The organism is Roseiterribacter gracilis, from assembly GCA_018332375.1.
In the GTDB taxonomy this organism is placed as follows: Bacteria; Pseudomonadota; Alphaproteobacteria; order BOG-932; family Roseiterribacteraceae; genus Roseiterribacter; species Roseiterribacter gracilis.
On the sequence record BOPV01000001.1, the window covers coordinates 3906636 to 3923129 of the forward strand.

At 64.3% G+C, this 16494-nt stretch carries 18 protein-coding genes; 11 read left to right on the forward strand and 7 right to left on the reverse strand.

Going from position 1 to position 16494, the window contains the following annotated elements:
* Position 1 precedes the first annotated feature (1 nt).
* From pcaD to pobA, 5 genes are read right to left on the reverse strand one after another with little or no spacing between them, the layout of a single operon-like run.
* The gene (gene pcaD / locus TMPK1_RS19465) at positions 2 to 775 is read right to left on the reverse strand and encodes a 3-oxoadipate enol-lactonase (RefSeq protein ID WP_420245178.1); all 774 of its coding nucleotides are present in this window, start codon (positions 773 to 775) and stop codon (positions 2 to 4) included.
* The gene (locus TMPK1_RS19470; RefSeq protein ID WP_420245179.1) at positions 772 to 2091 is read right to left on the reverse strand and encodes a 3-carboxy-cis,cis-muconate cycloisomerase; all 1320 of its coding nucleotides are present in this window, start codon (positions 2089 to 2091) and stop codon (positions 772 to 774) included. Before TMPK1_RS19470 ends, pcaD begins: the two co-directional genes overlap by 4 nt.
* Complete coding sequence (pcaG, locus tag TMPK1_RS19475; protein WP_420245180.1) at positions 2088 to 2666, reverse strand: protocatechuate 3,4-dioxygenase subunit alpha; 579 nt, start codon at positions 2664 to 2666, stop codon at positions 2088 to 2090. The genes TMPK1_RS19470 and pcaG overlap by 4 nt, the downstream gene beginning before the upstream one ends.
* Positions 2656 to 3363, reverse strand: coding sequence for a protocatechuate 3,4-dioxygenase subunit beta (gene pcaH / locus TMPK1_RS19480; RefSeq protein WP_420245181.1), 708 nt, complete (start codon positions 3361 to 3363; stop codon positions 2656 to 2658). The genes pcaG and pcaH overlap by 11 nt, the downstream gene beginning before the upstream one ends.
* A 13-nt stretch (positions 3364 to 3376) precedes the next feature.
* Positions 3377 to 4546 carry a 4-hydroxybenzoate 3-monooxygenase gene (pobA, locus tag TMPK1_RS19485; RefSeq protein ID WP_420245183.1) on the reverse strand — a complete coding sequence of 390 codons (1170 nt, stop codon included), beginning with the start codon at positions 4544 to 4546 and terminating at the stop codon, positions 3377 to 3379.
* A gap of 170 nt (positions 4547 to 4716) precedes the next feature.
* Here pobA and TMPK1_RS19490 point away from each other — a divergent pair, with 170 nt between their 5' ends.
* The 11 genes from TMPK1_RS19490 to soxA all read left to right on the forward strand — a co-directional run bounded on the left by TMPK1_RS19490 (position 4717) and on the right by soxA (position 13337).
* On the forward strand, positions 4717 to 5625 hold the full coding sequence (locus tag TMPK1_RS19490; protein WP_420245184.1) for a helix-turn-helix domain-containing protein: 909 nt from the start codon (positions 4717 to 4719) through the stop codon (positions 5623 to 5625).
* Between the two features lie 73 nt (positions 5626 to 5698).
* Positions 5699 to 6379, forward strand: a complete 681-nt coding sequence (locus tag TMPK1_RS19495) for a 3-oxoacid CoA-transferase subunit A (protein WP_420245186.1) — start codon at positions 5699 to 5701, stop codon at positions 6377 to 6379.
* A complete protein-coding gene (locus tag TMPK1_RS19500) occupies positions 6376 to 7029 on the forward strand; it encodes a 3-oxoacid CoA-transferase subunit B (RefSeq protein ID WP_420245187.1) in 654 nt (217 codons plus the stop codon). Before TMPK1_RS19495 ends, TMPK1_RS19500 begins: the two co-directional genes overlap by 4 nt.
* 149 nt (positions 7030 to 7178) lie before the next feature.
* A complete protein-coding gene (locus TMPK1_RS19505; protein WP_420245188.1) occupies positions 7179 to 7673 on the forward strand; it encodes a (2Fe-2S)-binding protein in 495 nt (164 codons plus the stop codon).
* A gap of 17 nt (positions 7674 to 7690) precedes the next feature.
* Positions 7691 to 9865 carry a xanthine dehydrogenase family protein molybdopterin-binding subunit gene (locus TMPK1_RS19510; RefSeq protein WP_420245189.1) on the forward strand — a complete coding sequence of 725 codons (2175 nt, stop codon included), beginning with the start codon at positions 7691 to 7693 and terminating at the stop codon, positions 9863 to 9865.
* Positions 9865 to 10143: a c-type cytochrome gene (locus TMPK1_RS19515; protein ID WP_420245191.1), complete on the forward strand. Its 279-nt coding sequence runs from the start codon at positions 9865 to 9867 to the stop codon at positions 10141 to 10143. The genes TMPK1_RS19510 and TMPK1_RS19515 overlap by 1 nt, the downstream gene beginning before the upstream one ends.
* Positions 10140 to 11393 (forward strand): NAD(P)/FAD-dependent oxidoreductase, encoded by a 1254-nt coding sequence (locus TMPK1_RS19520; RefSeq protein ID WP_420245192.1) that lies wholly within the window; start codon positions 10140 to 10142, stop codon positions 11391 to 11393. The genes TMPK1_RS19515 and TMPK1_RS19520 overlap by 4 nt, the downstream gene beginning before the upstream one ends.
* Positions 11377 to 11817: a sulfur oxidation c-type cytochrome SoxX gene (gene soxX, locus TMPK1_RS19525; RefSeq protein WP_420245193.1), complete on the forward strand. Its 441-nt coding sequence runs from the start codon at positions 11377 to 11379 to the stop codon at positions 11815 to 11817. Before TMPK1_RS19520 ends, soxX begins: the two co-directional genes overlap by 17 nt.
* Positions 11814 to 12266 carry a SoxY-related AACIE arm protein gene (locus TMPK1_RS19530; protein ID WP_420245195.1) on the forward strand — a complete coding sequence of 151 codons (453 nt, stop codon included), beginning with the start codon at positions 11814 to 11816 and terminating at the stop codon, positions 12264 to 12266. The genes soxX and TMPK1_RS19530 overlap by 4 nt, the downstream gene beginning before the upstream one ends.
* 1 nt (position 12267) lies before the next feature.
* Positions 12268 to 12588, forward strand: coding sequence for a thiosulfate oxidation carrier complex protein SoxZ (gene soxZ, locus TMPK1_RS19535; RefSeq protein ID WP_420245196.1), 321 nt, complete (start codon positions 12268 to 12270; stop codon positions 12586 to 12588).
* Positions 12585 to 13337: a sulfur oxidation c-type cytochrome SoxA gene (gene soxA, locus TMPK1_RS19540; protein ID WP_420245198.1), complete on the forward strand. Its 753-nt coding sequence runs from the start codon at positions 12585 to 12587 to the stop codon at positions 13335 to 13337. Before soxZ ends, soxA begins: the two co-directional genes overlap by 4 nt.
* On the opposite strand, the gene TMPK1_RS19545 is transcribed toward soxA, so the two are convergent.
* Together TMPK1_RS19545 and pdxR are read right to left on the reverse strand one after the other, a co-directional pair.
* The gene (locus TMPK1_RS19545) at positions 13334 to 14896 is read right to left on the reverse strand and encodes a glycosyltransferase (RefSeq protein WP_420245200.1); all 1563 of its coding nucleotides are present in this window, start codon (positions 14894 to 14896) and stop codon (positions 13334 to 13336) included. The genes soxA and TMPK1_RS19545 overlap by 4 nt on opposite strands.
* A gap of 25 nt (positions 14897 to 14921) precedes the next feature.
* Complete coding sequence (gene pdxR / locus TMPK1_RS19550; RefSeq protein WP_420245202.1) at positions 14922 to 16409, reverse strand: MocR-like pyridoxine biosynthesis transcription factor PdxR; 1488 nt, start codon at positions 16407 to 16409, stop codon at positions 14922 to 14924.
* Positions 16410 to 16494 lie beyond the last annotated feature (85 nt).

Genomic DNA, 16494 nt, shown 5'->3' on the forward strand with positions numbered 1-16494 from the left:
CTCACGCCTCCAGGAATCGGGTCAGCGCCGCGTTGAAGTCGGCGGTACGCTCGATGTTCGACAGATGCGCCGCGTCCAGCATCACCAGCTGTGCGCCGGGAATGTTCTGCGCCAGCTCTTCGGCATGTGCGGGCGGGGTTGCGGGATCAAAGGCGCCACCGATCACCAAGGTCGGCACGGTGATCGTCGGCAACAAGGCGCGCTGATTCATGTCGCGAATGGCGGCGCAGCTGCCGCAATAGCCGGTGGGATCAGTCGCATGGAGCATCGATCGCACCTTGGCGACCGCGTCGGGCTGCGCGGTGCGGAAGCCAGCGGTGAACCAGCGTTCGAGGACGGTTTCGGTAATCGCGATCATGCCGCCCGCGCGCACCGCATCGATGCGTGCGTCCCAATTCGCCGGCGGGCCAAGCTCGGCCGCGGTATTGGCGATGACGAGTTTTTGGATTCGCGTCGGTGCGTTTGCGCCCAGCCACTGTCCGACCATGCCGCCCATCGACAGGCCGCAGAAGGACGCGCGTTCGACGCCGACCGCATCGAGTACGGCCAGCGCATCGCGACCGAGACGCTCGATTTGATACGGCGCCGTCGGAACGCCCGACCGCCCGTGCCCGCGACTGTCGTAGCGAATGATGCGGTAGCGCCCGGTCAGCGCGGCGAGTTGCGCATCCCACATCGCCAGCGCCGTGCCGAGGGAATTGGAAAAGAGCAAGGCCGGGCCGTCGCCCTCGACTTGCACGTGCAGCTGCAAACCGTCGTCGGTGGTGATGTTCATCGCAAAGCCCGGTCGATGAAGTGTGCGGACGATCCAAGCTGCGTGCGCGGATCGAACAGCGACGCCAGTGCGGCCGGCGAAATCGCGCCGGTGACGCGCGCATCCTGTTGCAGCAGCGTCAGCAGCGGCGTCGCCGTCGCGACGGATTTGCGGCTGGCTTCTTCGACCAGCGCGTGCGCTTCGCTACGGCCCAGCGATGGTGCCAGCGCCAAGGTCACCGCTTCGGCGAACAACAGCCCATGCGTGCGGCTGAGATTCTCGTCCATGCGTGCGCGATCGATTTCGAGTCCGGCGCAGGTCTCGCGCATCTGGCGCAGTGCGCCGCCGGCAAGCCGGAACAATTCCGGCAGCACTTCCCACTCGGCATGCCAGCCACCGACGCCGCGTTCCTGTTCCTGCGGCATCGCGCTGAGCAAGGTCGCAGCGAGACCAGGTGCGCGCAGCGCGGCCGCCAAAGTCGCGGTTGCGGCAACCGGGTTGCGCTTGTGCGGCATCGCCGACGAACCGCCGCGGCCAGGCGCTGCGGGTTCGAATGCTTCGCCGACTTCGGTTTGCATCAACAGCACGACGTCGCGTGCGACTTTCCCCAACGCGCCGATCGCCAAGGCCAACGCCAGGCCGACATCGACCAGCTGCTCGCGTCGTGCGTGCCATGGCAGCACAGGCAAGGCGAGATCAAGTTCGCGCGCCAAAGCTTCGGCGACGACAAGGCCTCGATCGTTGAGCGACGCCAACGTGCCGGCCGCGCCGCCGAATTGCAGTTGCAACGCCTGTCCCAGCGCGCTGTCGAGCCGTGCACGCACGGTGCGGATGCTGGTCAGCCAGCCGGCCGCTTTCAGCCCGAACGTCGTCGGCAGCGCTTGCTGCAACAAGGTGCGCGCGGGCAGCAGCGTGTCGCGATGTTCCTGCGCCAATTTCGCCAGCGCGGCTTCGAGGCCGGCAAAGCCGGTCAGCAACACGGCGCGCGCGGCGCGCATCTGCAGCACCAGGCCGGTATCGATCACGTCCTGGCTGGTCGAACCATAATGGACCCAGCGCGCCGCGTTGCGATCGGCCACGTTCTCGGTCAGGCGCTTGATCAGCGGGATTGCGGGATTACCCGCCAGCGCGGTCGCTTCGGCCAGCGCGGCAAGATCGTAGCGATCGACGCGGCACGCCGTTTCAATCGCGCCGACGGCGCCGGCGGGAATAACGCCGACGCTCGCTTCGGCGCGCGCCAGCGCCGCTTCGAAGTCGAGCATCGCCTGCACGCGCGCGAAATCGTCGAAGATCGCGTCGATCACGGCATCGTGGAAAAGAGGATCGAACAGAGTCACAGGGCGAAGAAGACCGTTTCGTCGTTGCCGCCCAGACGAAGATCGAGGCGATAGGTTGCAGCCTCCCCCGGCAGACGTTGGGCAAGCAAGGTGCTGCGCCGTCGTTCGGGCACCAGGGCCAGGATCGGATCGTCGGCATTCTCGGCTGCGTCGGCAAAGTAGAGCCGCGTGACAAGCCGGTTGAGCAAGCCGCGCCCAAAAAGGCCGATCGCAATATGCGGTGCTTGCAGACTATTGCCGGGGCCCGGCACGCGGCCGGGACGGACGGTGGTAAAGCGGAACGTGCCGGTCGCATCGGTCGCGGTGCGACCGAATCCGGTAAAATGTGGATCGAGCGCAAACTCGCTGCGCGAATCCTCGGCATGCGCGTAGCGGCCGGCATGGTTGGCCTGCCAGATCTCGATCATTGCATCGGGCACCGGTTCGCCGTCGGCATCGAGCACGCGACCGGTGATTTCGATCCGCGTCCCTTGCGTCTGCGCATCCGCCAGCGTTTCGCCGTTCGCGTAGGGCAGCGCGTAGTGAAAGAACGGGCCGACCGTCTGCGACGGCGTCGCGCCGTATTTAATGGTCATGCTTGTCCTCCATCGGCGTCGCGTTGCGGCCGCGCAGCACGATGTCGAAGACATAGCCGAGGGCGAATTCGGGTTCGGTCACGTCGAGATCGAAGCGCGACACCATCCTGTCGCGCGCTGCTGCGGGCACGGCGCAGGCGATCGGGTCGATTGCGATCAGCGGATCGCCGGGGAAATACATCTGCGTCACCAGCCGCGTTGCGAACGCTGGGCCGAACAACGAGAAATGGATATGCGCCGGGCGCCACGCATTGTGGTGGTTCTTCCACGGATAGGCGCCGGGCTTGATCGTGAGGAAGCGGTAGCGCCCGTCCGCGTCGGTCACGACACGACCTTCGCCACGGAAATTCGGATCGAGTGGTGCTGGATGTTGATCGCGTTCGTGAATGTAGCGGCCGGCCGCATTGGCCTGCCAGACTTCGACGACGCTGTTTGGTACTGGACGCCCATCTTCGTCGAGCACGCGGCCAGTGACGATGATGCGTTCGCCGAGCGCTTCGCCGGTTCCGATCTTGGTGAGATCGTCGAGGCTGGCGCGCAGCACCTGACTCGATGGTCCCGTCACTTCGGTCAGCGTGTGCGGGATCGCGACCAGCGGCTGCGACGGCGAACGCCGCACGGTCGAGCCATAGGCTGGCGACAGCGAGTTCGCGTGCGTGTTGCCGTCATCGGCGCGGTAGGCGAGCACGTCGGTCATGTGCGCATCCTCTTCAAAGTGGCAAGCCGATGTAGTTTTCGGCCAGCGTCGTCGCGGCAGCGCGCGAGCTGCAAAGATAGTCCAATTCGGCCAATTGCAGGCGACGCTGAAACGGGTCGGCGTCCGGAAAACGATGGGTGAGGCCGGTGAACCACCACGAGAACCGTTCCGCTTTCCAGATTCGCGCCAGCGCGCGCTGGGAATAGCCGGCCAGCGCCGCGTCGTTGCGGTTGCGATAGAAGCCGTTCAACGCCTCGGCGAGATAGATCACGTCGGTCACAGCGAGATTGAGGCCTTTGGCGCCGGTCGGCGGCACGATATGCGCCGCGTCGCCGGCCAGAAACAGCCGTCCATGCTGCATCGGTTCGATCACCAGGCTGCGTAGCGGCGCGACCGATTTCTCGATCGACGGACCGCGCGTGACCGTGGCTGCTGCGTCCGGCCCAAGTCGCACTTCCAACTCGTCCCAGAATCGTTCGTCGGACCAGTCTTCGAGTTTTTCCGTAGCGGCGCACTGGATGTAATAGCGGCTGCGCGTCGGCGATCGCATGCTGGCGAGCGCAAAGCCGTTGGCGTGGTTGCAGTAAATCAGCTCGTGCGCGCAAGGCGGCACGTCGGCCAGCACGCCGAGCCAGCCGAACGGGTATATACGTTCGTAGCGCTGCAGCAGCGATGACGGAATCGAGTTGACGCTGACGCCGTGCGAACCGTCGCAGCCGGCAATGAAATCGCAATCGATCCGCTTGGCTTCGCCGTCTTTGCGGTAGGTGACGTAGGGCGCATCGCTGTCGATGCCATGCAGCGCAACGTCGTCGGCTTCGAAGACCAACGCTTCGCCCTTGGCGACCGCAAGTTCGATCAGGTCGCGCGTCAGTTCGGTCTGTCCGTACACGGTGACGCGGTCGTTGGTCAGCGCTTGCAGATCGAACCGTTGTTGGCGGCCATCGAAGGCGACGGTGAATCCTTCATGCGGCAAGCCTTCGCGATGCAGGCGCGTCGCCGCGCCAAGCTCGTCGAGCAAGCGCACCGTGCCGGGTTCCAGCACGCCGGCGCGAATGCGGCTTTCGACATAGGCGCGGCTGCGCCGTTCGAGCACGACATTGTCGATGCCCGCGCGGGTCAGAAGACGCGACAAGATCAGACCGGCCGGTCCGGCCCCGATGATGGCGACGCTGGTTCGCATGGCTCCCCGTTCGTCCTTTGCGACGGTCATTGCCGTCTGGACTTGGACGCGACTGTTGCGCGGCCACGGCCATCGATCGATGGACTCGAGAGCTAGAAACTTGGATTTTTCTGCTAAGGTCCGGGCACGGCAATCGGGCCTGGCCCGGCGCTTTTTGACGAGGTCGTGCGATGCGCGCGCAGCTACAAACGCCTTTAATCCCCACGTTTTTCCTGTATGGCGAGCCGCCGCGCCGGGTCGATGACCGGTTTCTCCATGTCGAGCCGCTGGACGATCGCAGCCGGCCCGCAAATTGGAATATTCGGGCCCATTCGCACGCCAATCTGCACCACGTCTTTTATATCGACAGCGGCGGCGGCGAGATGCGGGCCGATTCCGGTACGCACCGGTTCGCGGCACCCTGCCTGCTGCTGGTTCCAGCCGGCACGGTGCACGGCTTCGCCTATCTGCAAGAGACGACGGGGCAGGTGCTGACCGTGTCGGATTCCTATCTGCAGGAATTGGCGCAGCGCGAAGCAGGATTCGCGGGTGTGTTCGCTGCGCCCGGCGTGCTGAGCTTGGCCGACGATGCGGCACAGCGCGACGTTGCTGACAATCTTGCGCGCGTGGCGCGCGAATTGGTGTGGCACGAGACCGGTCACGCAGCGGCGATTGAAGCCAGTCTGCTGCATTTGCTGGTGACGCTGCTGCGACAATCACAGCGTGCCGACGCGGATGCGCGCGTCGATCGCGGGCCGCAGGCCGAACTCGTCGCGCGCTTTCGCGCCGCAATCGAAGAACGATTCCGGCGGAATCCGCCGTTGCAGGATTATATCGACGCGTTGGGCGTGACGGAGTCGCGGCTGCGCGCCGCGTGCAATCAGCTGACTGGACAGGCGCCAATGCAGCTGGCGCAGGAACGCGCGCTGCTCGAAGCAAAACGCCTGCTGCTCTACACCAATATGACGGTGGCCGAGGTTGGCTACGCGCTGGGCTTCAACGATCCCGCATATTTCTCGCGCTTCTTTGCGCAGCGGCTTGGCCAATCGCCGCGCGCGTTCCGCACCAGCCCGCGCGACGCGCCGAAGAATAAACGTTGACGAGCGCGAAGTTCGGTTCGCATAAAGCCAACCGAGATTGTTTGGATTCCATACTAATTTCTGTTGCAGTGCGATGATCGATAAATTCGTGACCAATATGGCCGATGCGATGAGCGGCATTGCAGACGGCGCGACTGTGTTGGTCGGCGGCTTCGGCCAGGTCGGCCAGCCCAACGCGCTGATCGAAGCCTTGATCGAACACGGCGCGAAAGACCTGACCGTGGTCGCCAACAATGCCGGCACCGGTCGCGCCGGTCTGGCGCGCCTGATGGAACTGGGTCGCGTGCGCCGCATCGTCTGCAGCTTTCCGCGCAGCACCGGTTCGGTCGTGTTCGAAGAGTTGTACGCCGCCGGCAAAATCGAACTTGAGATCGTCCCGCAAGGCACGCTGGCCGAACGGATGCGTGCGGCCGGCGCCGGCGTGCGCGCCTTCTATACGCCGACCGCGGTCGGCACCAAGCTCGCCGAAGGCAAAGAAGTGCGCGAAATCGGCGGTACGAATTGCGTGCTCGAAACTGCGCTGCATGGCGACGTGGCGTTGGTCGAATGCTGGACCGCCGATCGCTGGGGCAATCTTGTCTTTCGCAGCAGCGGGCGGAATTTCAATCCGGTGATGGCGATGGCGGGGAAGCTCACCATCGTGCAAACGCAGCATGTCGCCGAGCTGGGCGAACTCGATCCGGAAGTGATCGTGACGCCCGGCATCTTCGTCAATCGTGTGATTCACGTTCCGTATGGGGATCCGCCGCTGTGAGCGACGCAGTGAAGAACAGCGCCTGGTCGCGTGCCGAGATGGCGGCGAAGGTTGCCGCTGCAATCCCCGAAGGCTGGTACGTCAATCTCGGCATCGGCATTCCGACCTTGGTCGCCGATTTCGTGCCCGCAACGCGCGAAGTGGTGATCCATTCGGAAAACGGATTGCTGGGCATGGGGCCGGCGCCGGCGAAAGACGCAATCGATCCGTGGTTGATCAATGCGGGCAAGCAGCATGTGACCTTGCGCACCGGCGGTTCGTACATGCATCACGCCGACAGTTTCGCGATGATCCGCGGCGGCCACATCGATCTCTGCGTGCTGGGTGCGTTCGAAGTCGCGTCGAACGGCGACATCGCGAACTGGGCGACCTCGGTCAACGACACTGCACCCGCAGTTGGCGGTGCGATGGATCTTGCAGTCGGCGCCAAACGACTTTGGGTCGTAATGGAACACACGACCAAAGACGGGCGGCCGCGCCTGGTCGACCAATGCCAGTATCCGTTGACTGCACTCGCTGCGGTCGACCGCATCTACACGAATCTGGCCGTGCTCGACGTCGTGGAGTCGGGCTTTGTCGTGCGCGAAATCATCGATGGCGTGTCGTTTGACGAGCTACAGGCCCGGACCGGCGCGCGCCTGTCACAGTAAGTCACGAAGCGCAGCGATTCTGCGCTAAATCCGTTCTCTCCGATCGGAGATAACGGCCCAGCTTGAGCCTGCTCCATCTGGACGAAGCCCAACGCGTGAGCCCAATCTGAAACCACGCAGATTCTCACGCCTCCGGAAAGGGCTTCGCTATGGCTCGACTGAACATCAACGGCAAAGTTCACAACGTCGATGTCGATCCTGAAACCCCGCTACTGTGGGTGCTGCGCGAGCAGGTCGGATTGACCGGCACGAAATATGGCTGCGGCATCGCGCAATGCGGTGCGTGCACCGTGCATATCGATGGTCAGGCGACGCGCTCGTGCGCGATGCCGATCGCAGGTCTCGCCGAGGGCGCCAAGATCCGCACCATCGAAGGTCTCGCCGGCAAAGGCGGTGAACTTCATCCAGTGCAGAAAGCATGGGCCGAGTTGGACGTGCCGCAATGCGGCTACTGTCAGACTGGCATGATCATGGCGACGGTGGCGCTGCTGGATCAGAATCCGACCGCCAACGACGACGACATCAACACGGCGATCACCAATATTTGCCGCTGCGGCACGTTCAACCGCGTGCGCGCCGGCATCAAACTCGCGGCGCAGAACCTCAAGCCGGCTGCTGCACAGCCTGCCAAGAAACGCGCTTGAGAGCGGAGACACAGATCATGACCCAAACGCTCCGCCCGTCACGCCGCAACTTCATCGCCGGTTCGGCCGCCACAGCAGGCGCGCTGACCTTCGGCTTTCACATTCCCGCGCTGGCTGCTGACCCAAAAGCAGCAACGCCCGAAATCAACGCCTGGGTCGTGGTGAAGCCCGACGAAACCGTTGTCGTGCGCATTGCGCGTTCGGAAATGGGCCAGGGCACCTTGACAGGCCTCGCGCAGCTCGTTGCCGAAGAGCTGGAATGCGACTGGAACAAGGTCACGACCGAATATCCGACACCGGGTCAGAATCTCGCGCGCAATCGCGTGTGGAACAACTTCTCGACCGGCGGCAGCCGCGGCATTCGTGAATCGCAGGACTATGTGCGCAAGGGCGGTGCCGCTGCGCGCATGATGCTGGTGCAGGCTGCGGCCGACGGCTGGAAAGTGCCGGTCGCCGAATGCACGGTCGAAAAGGGTGTCATCACGCACGGCGCGTCCAAGCGCAACACCACCTACGGCAAAGTCGCCGCTGCAGCCGCCAAGCTGACGCCGCCGACCGACATTCCGCTGAAAGATCCCAAGACCTGGACGATCGCCGGCAAGCCGCTAAAGCGTCTCGATACGGCCGACAAGCTGACCGGCAAGCAGATCTACGGCATCGACTTGAAGATGCCGAACATGCTCAACGCCGCGATCAAAGATTGCCCGGTGTTCGGCGGCAAAGTGAAAAGCTTCGACGCCGCCAAAGTCGAAAAGATGCCGGGCGTCAAAAAGGTGCTGCAGGTCGGCGACAGCGCCGTCGCTGTCGTTGCTGCGACCTGGTGGCAAGCCAAAAAGGCGCTCGATGCGCTGCCGATCGTCTGGGACGAAGGCCCGAACGCAACCGCGTCGAGCGCGGCCTTCGCCGCCGTGATGAAAGAAGGTCTCGACGCGCCGGAAGCGTTCGTCGGCAATCAGGTCGGTGACGCCAAGGCGGCAATCGCGGGCGCGGTGAAGAAAGTCGAAGCAGTCTATTCGACGCCGCACCAGAACCACGCGACGATGGAGCCGATGAACGCGACGGCGATCTACACGCCGGAGAAGTGCGAAGTCTGGACGCCGACGCAGAACGGCGAAGCGGCGCTGGCTGCTGCGGCCGAAGCATCGGGCCTGCCGCCGGCCAAGTGCGACGTCTACAAGCTGCTGCTCGGCGGTGGCTTCGGACGTCGCGGCGCCGTGCATGATTGGGTGCGCCAGGTCGTGACCATCGCCAAGCTGATGCCGGGCACGCCGATCAAGCTGATCTGGTCGCGCGAAGAAGACATGACGCACGGCCGCTATCATCCGGTCATGCAATGCAAGCTGGTCGGCGGTCTCGATGCGCAGGGCAATCTTGTCGGCATGACGATGCGCCTGTCGGGTCAGTCGATCCTGGCCGCAGTTGCGCCCGCGGCGCTGCAGAACGGCAAAGATCCGGCAACCTTCCAGGGCTTGAACCCGCCCGGACCGGAAGCGTCGATCGGCTACACCGTGCCGAATCTTCTGATCGATCACGCGATGCGGAATCCGCACGTGCCGCCAGGTTTCTGGCGCGGCGTGAATCTGAATCAGAACACGATCTTCCTCGAATGTTTCATGGACGAGTTGGCGAATGCCGCCGGACAGGACCCGCTGGAATTCCGTCGCAAGCTGATGGCGAACAGCCCAAAGCATTTGGCTGTGCTGAATGCCGTTGCTGAGAAAGCGGGTTGGGGCAAGCCGGCGCCGGCCGGCGTGTTCCGCGGCCTGGCCCAGACGATGGGCTTCGGTAGCTACGTTGCAGCCTGCGCTGAAGTGTCGGTCAGCGACAAAGGTGCGTTGAAGATTCATCGCATCGTCGCTGCAACCGATCCCGGCCACGCCGTCAATCCGCAGCAGATCAACGCGCAGGTCGAAGGCTCGTTCGTGTACGGCTTGTCGGCTGCGCTCTACGGCGAATGCACGGTCAAGAACGGCCGGATCGAGCAGGAGAATTTCGACTCCTATCCGGTCATGCATATGGAAGACATGCCAGTGGTCGAAACCATCCTGATGCCGTCGGGCGGATTCTGGGGTGGTGTCGGCGAGCCGACGATTGCGGTTGCAGCACCGGCGGTGCTCAACGCGATCTACGCCGCAACCAAAGTGCGCATCCGCCAACTGCCGGTGAAGGACCAGAAGCTGCGGACTGCGTGATGCGCGCGATCCTCGTTGTGCTGGTGCTTGCAGCACCGGCCTACGCAGCCGACATGCCGGCCGGAGCAAGTTCCTGCTCCGGCTGTCATGCGGAAAGCACCAAGGCGCAAAGCCCGGTTCCACCGTTGCGAGGACGCACCGACATCGCCGAGGCGATGCGCGCCTTTCGCAGCGGTGATCGGCCCGGCACGGTGATGGATCGCGTCGCCAAAGGTTTCAGCGACAGCGAGACCGCCGCCATTGCGGCGTGGTTCGCGGCGCAAAAGGCAGCCCGATGAAAACGACACGCCGGCTGTTTCTTGGTGGCGCGACCGCAGCGCTGGCGTTGCCCGCGCATGCGCAGAGTGCCGCGAAGGTGGTGGTGGTCGGCGGCGGCTTTGCCGGCGCGACCGCCGCGCGTTTCCTGCGCCGCGAGAATCCCAAGCTGCACGTGACGTTGGTCGAACCCAACGCAACCTTCATCGCCTGCCCGTTCAGCAACGAAGTGCTGGTCGGCCTGCGCGAGCTCAGCGCGCAGCAATTTCGCTACGACGCGCTGAAGCGCGAAGGCATCCAGATCGTGCAACAGGCAGCGACTGCGATCGACGCCGACACGCGCACCGTCACGCTGAGCGACAAGACGGTGCTGTCGTACGACCGGCTGATCTTGGCGCCGGGCATCGACCTCGATTGGAAAGCGCTGCCCGGCTACGACGAAGCGGCGGCGCAACGCATGCCGCATGCGTGGAAGGCGGGCGAACAGACGACGCTGCTGCGCAGGCAGTTGGAAGCGATGCAGGACGGCGGCACGGTGGTGATCTCGGCACCGCCCAATCCGTTCCGCTGCCCGCCGGGCCCGTACGAACGCGCCAGCCTGATTGCCTGGTACCTCAAAACGAAAAAGCCGCGCTCGAAGCTGATCGTGCTCGACGCCAAGGATCAGTTCTCGAAGCAGCGGCTGTTCACGGCGGCGTGGAAGCAGCTCTATCCCGACAATCTCGAATGGGTGTCGTTGAGCCAGGGCGGCAAAGTCACGTCCGTCGATCCGTCGACGAACACCTTCACGACCGAGTTCGGCGCACACAAAGCCGACGTCGGCAACGTAATTCCGCCGCAGCGGGCCGGCCGCATCGCCGAACTAGCAGGCGCCACCGATCGCACCGGCTGGTGCCCGATCGATCCGGTGACGTTTGAATCGCGGCTGCATAAAAACATCCATGTCGTCGGCGACGCGGCGATTGCGGGCGCGATGCCGAAGTCGGCCTTCGCTGCCAACGCGCAGGCCAAGATCTGCGCGGCTGCGGTCGCCAAGCTGCTGCGCGGCGAGACGCCGGCTGAGCCGCGGCCGATCAATACCTGCTACAGTCTGGTTGCACCCGACTACGGAATTTCGATCGCAGGCGTCTATCACCCCGTGAATGGATTGCTTGCCGATGTCGAAGGTGCGGGCGGGATCAGCCCGGTCGATGCACCGGCGCAAACCCGCAAAGCAGAAGCAGACTATGCCGCGGCTTGGTTCCGCACGATCACCGGTGAAGTGTTCGGCTAAAGCGCTGGTGCTGGCGGCTGCGTTGGTTTCGAGCGCGAACGCGCAGGAGCTTCGCCCGTACCAGATCGTCGGCGATGCGATCCCGCAATCGCTGACCGGTGCCAAAGGCGATGCAGCGCGCGGCCGTGCCATCGTCGTCAATCGGCAGGTCGGGCTTTGCCTTCTGTGTCACAGCGGCCCATTTCCCGAAGACAGGCTGCAAGGAAATCTGTCGCCGGACCTGACCGGAACCGGTGCGCGTTGGACCGAAGGGCAGTTGCGGCTGCGCATGGTCGATGCGTCGAAGCTGAATCCGGCGACGATCATGCCGCCCTATTACCGGACGCGGGATCTGACCAATGTCGCGGCCGGGTTTCGCAACAAGCCAATCCTGGATGCGGCGCAGATTGAGGACGTGGTGGCATTTCTGACGAGTCTCAAATGACCAGGCTATACCGTCGTCGCGACGTGCTTGCGACTGCTGCGGGCGGCGCGCTGTTGCCGCTGGTGCCAGCGCAGGCGACGCCCGACACGATGGCGGCTGCGATCAAAGAGGTCGTTGGCACCGCGCCGCTCAAACCGGGCAAGGTCAAACTCGATCTGCCGCCGCTGGCCGAGAACGGCAATGCCGTGTCGGTCTCGGTCACGGTCGACAATCCGATGACCGAAGCGAACCACGTGCGCAGCATCCACCTGTTCGCGGAAAGCAACCCGCTGCCCAACGTCGTGCATGTGACGCTTGGGCCGCGCGCGGGGCGTGCGTTCTTTGCCACCCGCATGCGCTTGTCGACATCGCAGAAGGTTATCGCGATCGCCAAGCTCAGCGACGGGACGTGCTGGACCGACAGCGCGCAGATTGTCGTCACGCTGGCCGCCTGCATCGAGGATCTCTGAGATGGCGCGGCCGTTGATCAACGTGCCCGCCAAGGCGAAGAAGGGCGAGGTGGTGGACATCAAGATCCTGATTTCCCACCCGATGGAAAGCGGCCAACGTCGCGACAATTCCGGGCAGCCGATTGCGCGCGACATCATCAATCTGCTGGTCTGCACCTACAATGACACTGAGGTGTTCCGCGCCGAATTGTTTCCCGCGATCGCGGCCAATCCGTTCCTGTCCTTCTGCACCGTTGCAACCGAGACCGGGACGCTGAAATTCACCTGGACCGACGATCACGGCACGGTCGACACCGCCACCGCGCCGATCGAGGTCACGTGATCCGCTTCTTCGTAGTGGCGCTGCTGGCCTTTGCTGCCGTTGCGACCGCGCAGAAGAAATCCGGCTACGAATTTTCCAGCCGCGAAACCCAGGCGATGCAGGATGACGACGCGGCCAATCCTGGCTTTCTCTGGGTGCAGCAGGGTGAAACTTTGTGGAACCGACGCGACGGCGCGGCGGGAAAGTCCTGTGCCGACTGTCACGGCGAGGCCAACAACAGCGTGCGTGGTGTCGCGGCGCGCTATCCGGTTTTCGCACCCGAAGCAGGCGCGGTGATCGATATCGAGCAGCGCATCAATCGCTGTCGCACCGAGCACCAGCAGGCCAAACCGCTCGCCTATGAAAGCGACGATCTGCTGGCGCTGACCAGCTTTGTCGGCAAACAGTCACGCGCCATGTCGATCGACGTCGCGATCGATGCCCGCGCGCGCAGCACGTTCGAGCGTGGCAAGACGTTGTTCGAACAGCGACAGGGCCAGATCAATCTCAGCTGCAGCCAATGTCACGACGACAATTGGGGCAAGCAACTGGCGGGCAGTCCGATCCCGCAGGCGCATCCGACTGGGTATCCCGCCTATCGGCTGGAATGGCAGACCTTGGGTTCGTTGCGGCGGCGTCTGCGCAATTGCCTGATCGGCATGCGGGCCGAAGCGCCGCCGTATGAATCGGCCGACTATGTCGCGCTGGAATTGTTCCTGATGGCGCGTGCGAAGGGGCTGGCGATCGATACGCCGTCGGTTCGACGCTAGAGAACCTCGAACGCCTGCACTTCGTCGCGCGCGAGCCGGCCCAAAGTTGCGACGATCTCGTCGACCTGCTTGTCGAAATTGAACCGTTCTTCGATCCGTGCGCGTGACCGTTTGGATTCAGCTTCGCGGGCGGCGCGGTTCTCGATCAGCAGAACGAGTTTTTCGGCGAACGCGTCGGTGCTCGCGCTGCTCAACGCGGTTCCCGCAACTGCGCCGACGTCGCCCGACGCCAAGGTGACGATCGGCAACCCGTCCGCCATCGCCGTTTGCGCGCTGGTGCCGCCGCCGATGCGGAACGGATTGACCATGACGTCGCTGATCGCAAGCAAGCCGCGCAGCTCGGCGCAATGTCCGAGGCCGCGCACCTGCTGCTGCACGTCGGGGAACAGGCCGGCCGCATGTTCGCTGCCATGCCCAGCGAGAACCAGCACGGTGCCGGGATGCGACAACAGGATGGGCGTCAAAATCGCGACCAGGCTGGAATCGATCTCGCTCGGCAGGCGATTGCCCGCGATCACGAGCACGACGTCGTCGTCAGCGACGCCGATCGACGACCGCGCCATCGGCTGCGCCGGTTCGGGCAGCGTGAACAGAAGCTCGCGACGCAGCACGATGCGGATGCCACTGCTCTTTGCGAGTTGGATCGCCTCTTCGTTCAGCAATTCGCTTGCCGCCCAGATCGCATCGGCACGGCCACGCGGGACGGCACCGCCGGTCGCGATCCACAAGAGCGGTAGCTGCGCCGCCGCCACGTCTTGGAGAAACGGTGCGTCGTGCGAGATGACGGCGTCGAACTTTCGGTCGCGTAGCAACGCGACCAGTTCTGCACTGGCGGCTTCGGTACTGCGCGTTGCAGGCGTGTAGATCGCAATCGGTTGCGTCCAGCGGCTACCCAGCCCATCGAGTTGCTGATCGCCACGCAAATCCTCGTTCACGGTTGCGACGTTGGCCTGAAACAGGCGCAGCGCGCTGTCGCTCGGCCAGCAATTCGAATTGATGACCAACGGTTCGATGCCGCGTTCGGTAAGTCCGGCGGCAAGCCACAACGCGTCGCGCGTCGGTGCATGCGTCGTATCGAGAATCTGCGGCGTCAGAATTGCGACGCGCTTGATCTCGCGCCGGCGCGGGGCGGGAGGGCCGGCCAGGGCGACGACCCGGTCGGCTGCCGCGCGATAGCTGCGCCGCAGCGTGCGATCGATGTCGGCACGTGCGGCCGCGCTTGGCGTCTCGCGCTGGAGAAACAACCAGCGGCTCATCGTGAACATCAGCTCACGCAGCAGGTCCGGTTGCTCGACCAGGCGCAGCGACTGGTTGGCAAGGTCGACGAACCACCGGTCGTCGCCCGTCAGCGCGGCGAGGATCGAATCGCGCGCCCATTGGTCGGGCCACGGCGCGCTCATGCAGGCGCGGACGAAGTGGGCCGGAAGCGGCGGCGGAAGCGCCATGCCGCGATGCAGGATTTCGGTGATCAGCGCGTCGCGCTTCGCCAGCGAGCTCTCGGTCGCGCTCGTGTCGATCAGCAGCCGGACCAGCGCGTCGGCCTGTGCAGGGTCTTCCATCCGCTACCTGTACGCGAAGCAGCGTCTAGCGCGAAGACGCTCGCGCCTGGACCGGAATGGCGGCGCGCAGCATCTGCGCCAGGGTTTCGACGCCGCGTTCGATGCCGCGCGCATCCATCAAGCCAAAGCCGAAGACAAAGCCGTTGATCTCGTCGGCGGGCGAGGTGCCGAACCGGTTCAGCGCCTGAATGCGGTGACCGCGCTCGTGCGCCTGATGTGCGATCACCAGCGCGTCGATCGACGGGATCAGATGGGCCGACAGATGCAGGCCGCTATCGCCTTCGATCGGTTGCAGCAGATCGCCGGCCTGTTGCGCGAGCGCGTGGAGCAGGGCGGTGCGCCGGTCGCCATAGACTTTGCGCATCTTGCGCATGTGCCGCGCAAGGTGCCCTTCGGAGATGAACGCGGCCAACGTGTCCTGCGTCATGGTCGGCGCGCACCAGTCGTTGGTCTGTTTGGCACGGACGAGAGCCGGTTTGGCCCAGGGCGGTACCACCACGAAACCCAGACGCAGGGATGGGAACAGGCTTTTGGAAAACGTGCCGATATAGAAAACCGACTCGTTGCGGTCGAGCGTCTGCAATGCTGCGTGCGGCCGGCCGCCGAACCGGAACTCGCCATCATAATCGTCTTCGATCACGACGGCGTTGTTGGCTTGCGCGAAATCCAGCAGCGCTGCCCGGCGGCGCGGCGACATCACCACGCCCAGCGGATATTGGTGCGAAGGCGTGACGCAGATCACTTTCGCGTCCGGTGGCAGCAACTCGATAATCATGCCTTCTTCGTCGACCGGCACGGTTTTCAGCACCGCGCCCGCCGTTTCGTACGAGATGCGCATCGGCACGTAGTTCGGCTCTTCCATCGCGACGACGGTCTTGCCGGGTGTAACCAGAATCCGGGCCAGCAGTTCGAACGCCTGCTGGGCGCCGGCGGTGACGACCACGTCCTCGGCGCTGCACGCGACGGCGCGCGTGAAAGAAACATGTTTCGCGATCGCGTCGCGCAGCTCGAGCTGGCCTTCGGGTGCCGTATAGGCAGCGGTGCGGCGTGACGCGGCGCGCAACGCGCGCGCCGAGAGGCGCATCCAGATGTCGAATGGGATCAGGCTGGCGTCGGGATAGCCGCTGCGAAAATCAAACCCGCCATCGGTCGGCGGGAAGAATCGAAAGATGGGCCGGGCCGAGCGCGCCACGTCGCTCAGCCGCGCGTCGGGTGCCGCATCGCTGCGCAACTCTTTCGGCGGCACCATCTGCGGCAGCACGTCGGCGACATAGGTCCCCGACCCAGCGCGCGCGACGAGATACCCTTCGCTCAGCAGCAGGTCGTACGCTGCAACGACAGTGTTGCGAGATACACACAGCGACTCTGCAAGCGCGCGCGTGGCGGGCAAGCGCAGATCTGGTTTCAGCCGTCCGTCGAGAATTGCGGCGCGCAACTGCGCGTGCAGCGCGCGCAGCCGGTCCCGTGAACCCGGCGGCGGCAGCGTGATTGCCAGTTCGAAAATTGGATCCATAAGAAAGCTCGTTCTTGGCCCTCTTTGAATACCACGCACTTGTCCATGCTGCGAACGCGTTTTGGTGACGAAAAGCTGCGGTGTT

Bases quoted from the DNA above. Each gene is read 5' to 3' on its own strand.
- pcaD (WP_420245178.1), bottom strand. From the start codon at position 775: ATGAACATCACCACCGACGACGGTTTGCAGCTGCACGTGCAAGTCGAG.
- pcaG (WP_420245180.1), bottom strand. From the start codon at position 2,666: ATGACCATTAAATACGGCGCGACGCCGTCGCAGACGGTCGGCCCGTTC.
- pcaH (WP_420245181.1), bottom strand. From the start codon at position 3,363: ATGACCGACGTGCTCGCCTACCGCGCCGATGACGGCAACACGCACGCG.
- pobA (WP_420245183.1), bottom strand. From the start codon at position 4,546: ATGCGAACCAGCGTCGCCATCATCGGGGCCGGACCGGCCGGTCTGATC.
- TMPK1_RS19490 (WP_420245184.1), top strand. From the start codon at position 4,717: ATGCGCGCGCAGCTACAAACGCCTTTAATCCCCACGTTTTTCCTGTAT.
- TMPK1_RS19495 (WP_420245186.1), top strand. From the start codon at position 5,699: ATGATCGATAAATTCGTGACCAATATGGCCGATGCGATGAGCGGCATT.
- TMPK1_RS19505 (WP_420245188.1), top strand. From the start codon at position 7,179: ATGGCTCGACTGAACATCAACGGCAAAGTTCACAACGTCGATGTCGAT.
- TMPK1_RS19510 (WP_420245189.1), top strand. From the start codon at position 7,691: ATGACCCAAACGCTCCGCCCGTCACGCCGCAACTTCATCGCCGGTTCG.
- TMPK1_RS19515 (WP_420245191.1), top strand. From the start codon at position 9,865: ATGCGCGCGATCCTCGTTGTGCTGGTGCTTGCAGCACCGGCCTACGCA.
- TMPK1_RS19520 (WP_420245192.1), top strand. From the start codon at position 10,140: ATGAAAACGACACGCCGGCTGTTTCTTGGTGGCGCGACCGCAGCGCTG.
- TMPK1_RS19530 (WP_420245195.1), top strand. From the start codon at position 11,814: ATGACCAGGCTATACCGTCGTCGCGACGTGCTTGCGACTGCTGCGGGC.
- soxZ (WP_420245196.1), top strand. From the start codon at position 12,268: ATGGCGCGGCCGTTGATCAACGTGCCCGCCAAGGCGAAGAAGGGCGAG.
- TMPK1_RS19545 (WP_420245200.1), bottom strand. From the start codon at position 14,896: ATGGAAGACCCTGCACAGGCCGACGCGCTGGTCCGGCTGCTGATCGAC.
- pdxR (WP_420245202.1), bottom strand. From the start codon at position 16,409: ATGGATCCAATTTTCGAACTGGCAATCACGCTGCCGCCGCCGGGTTCA.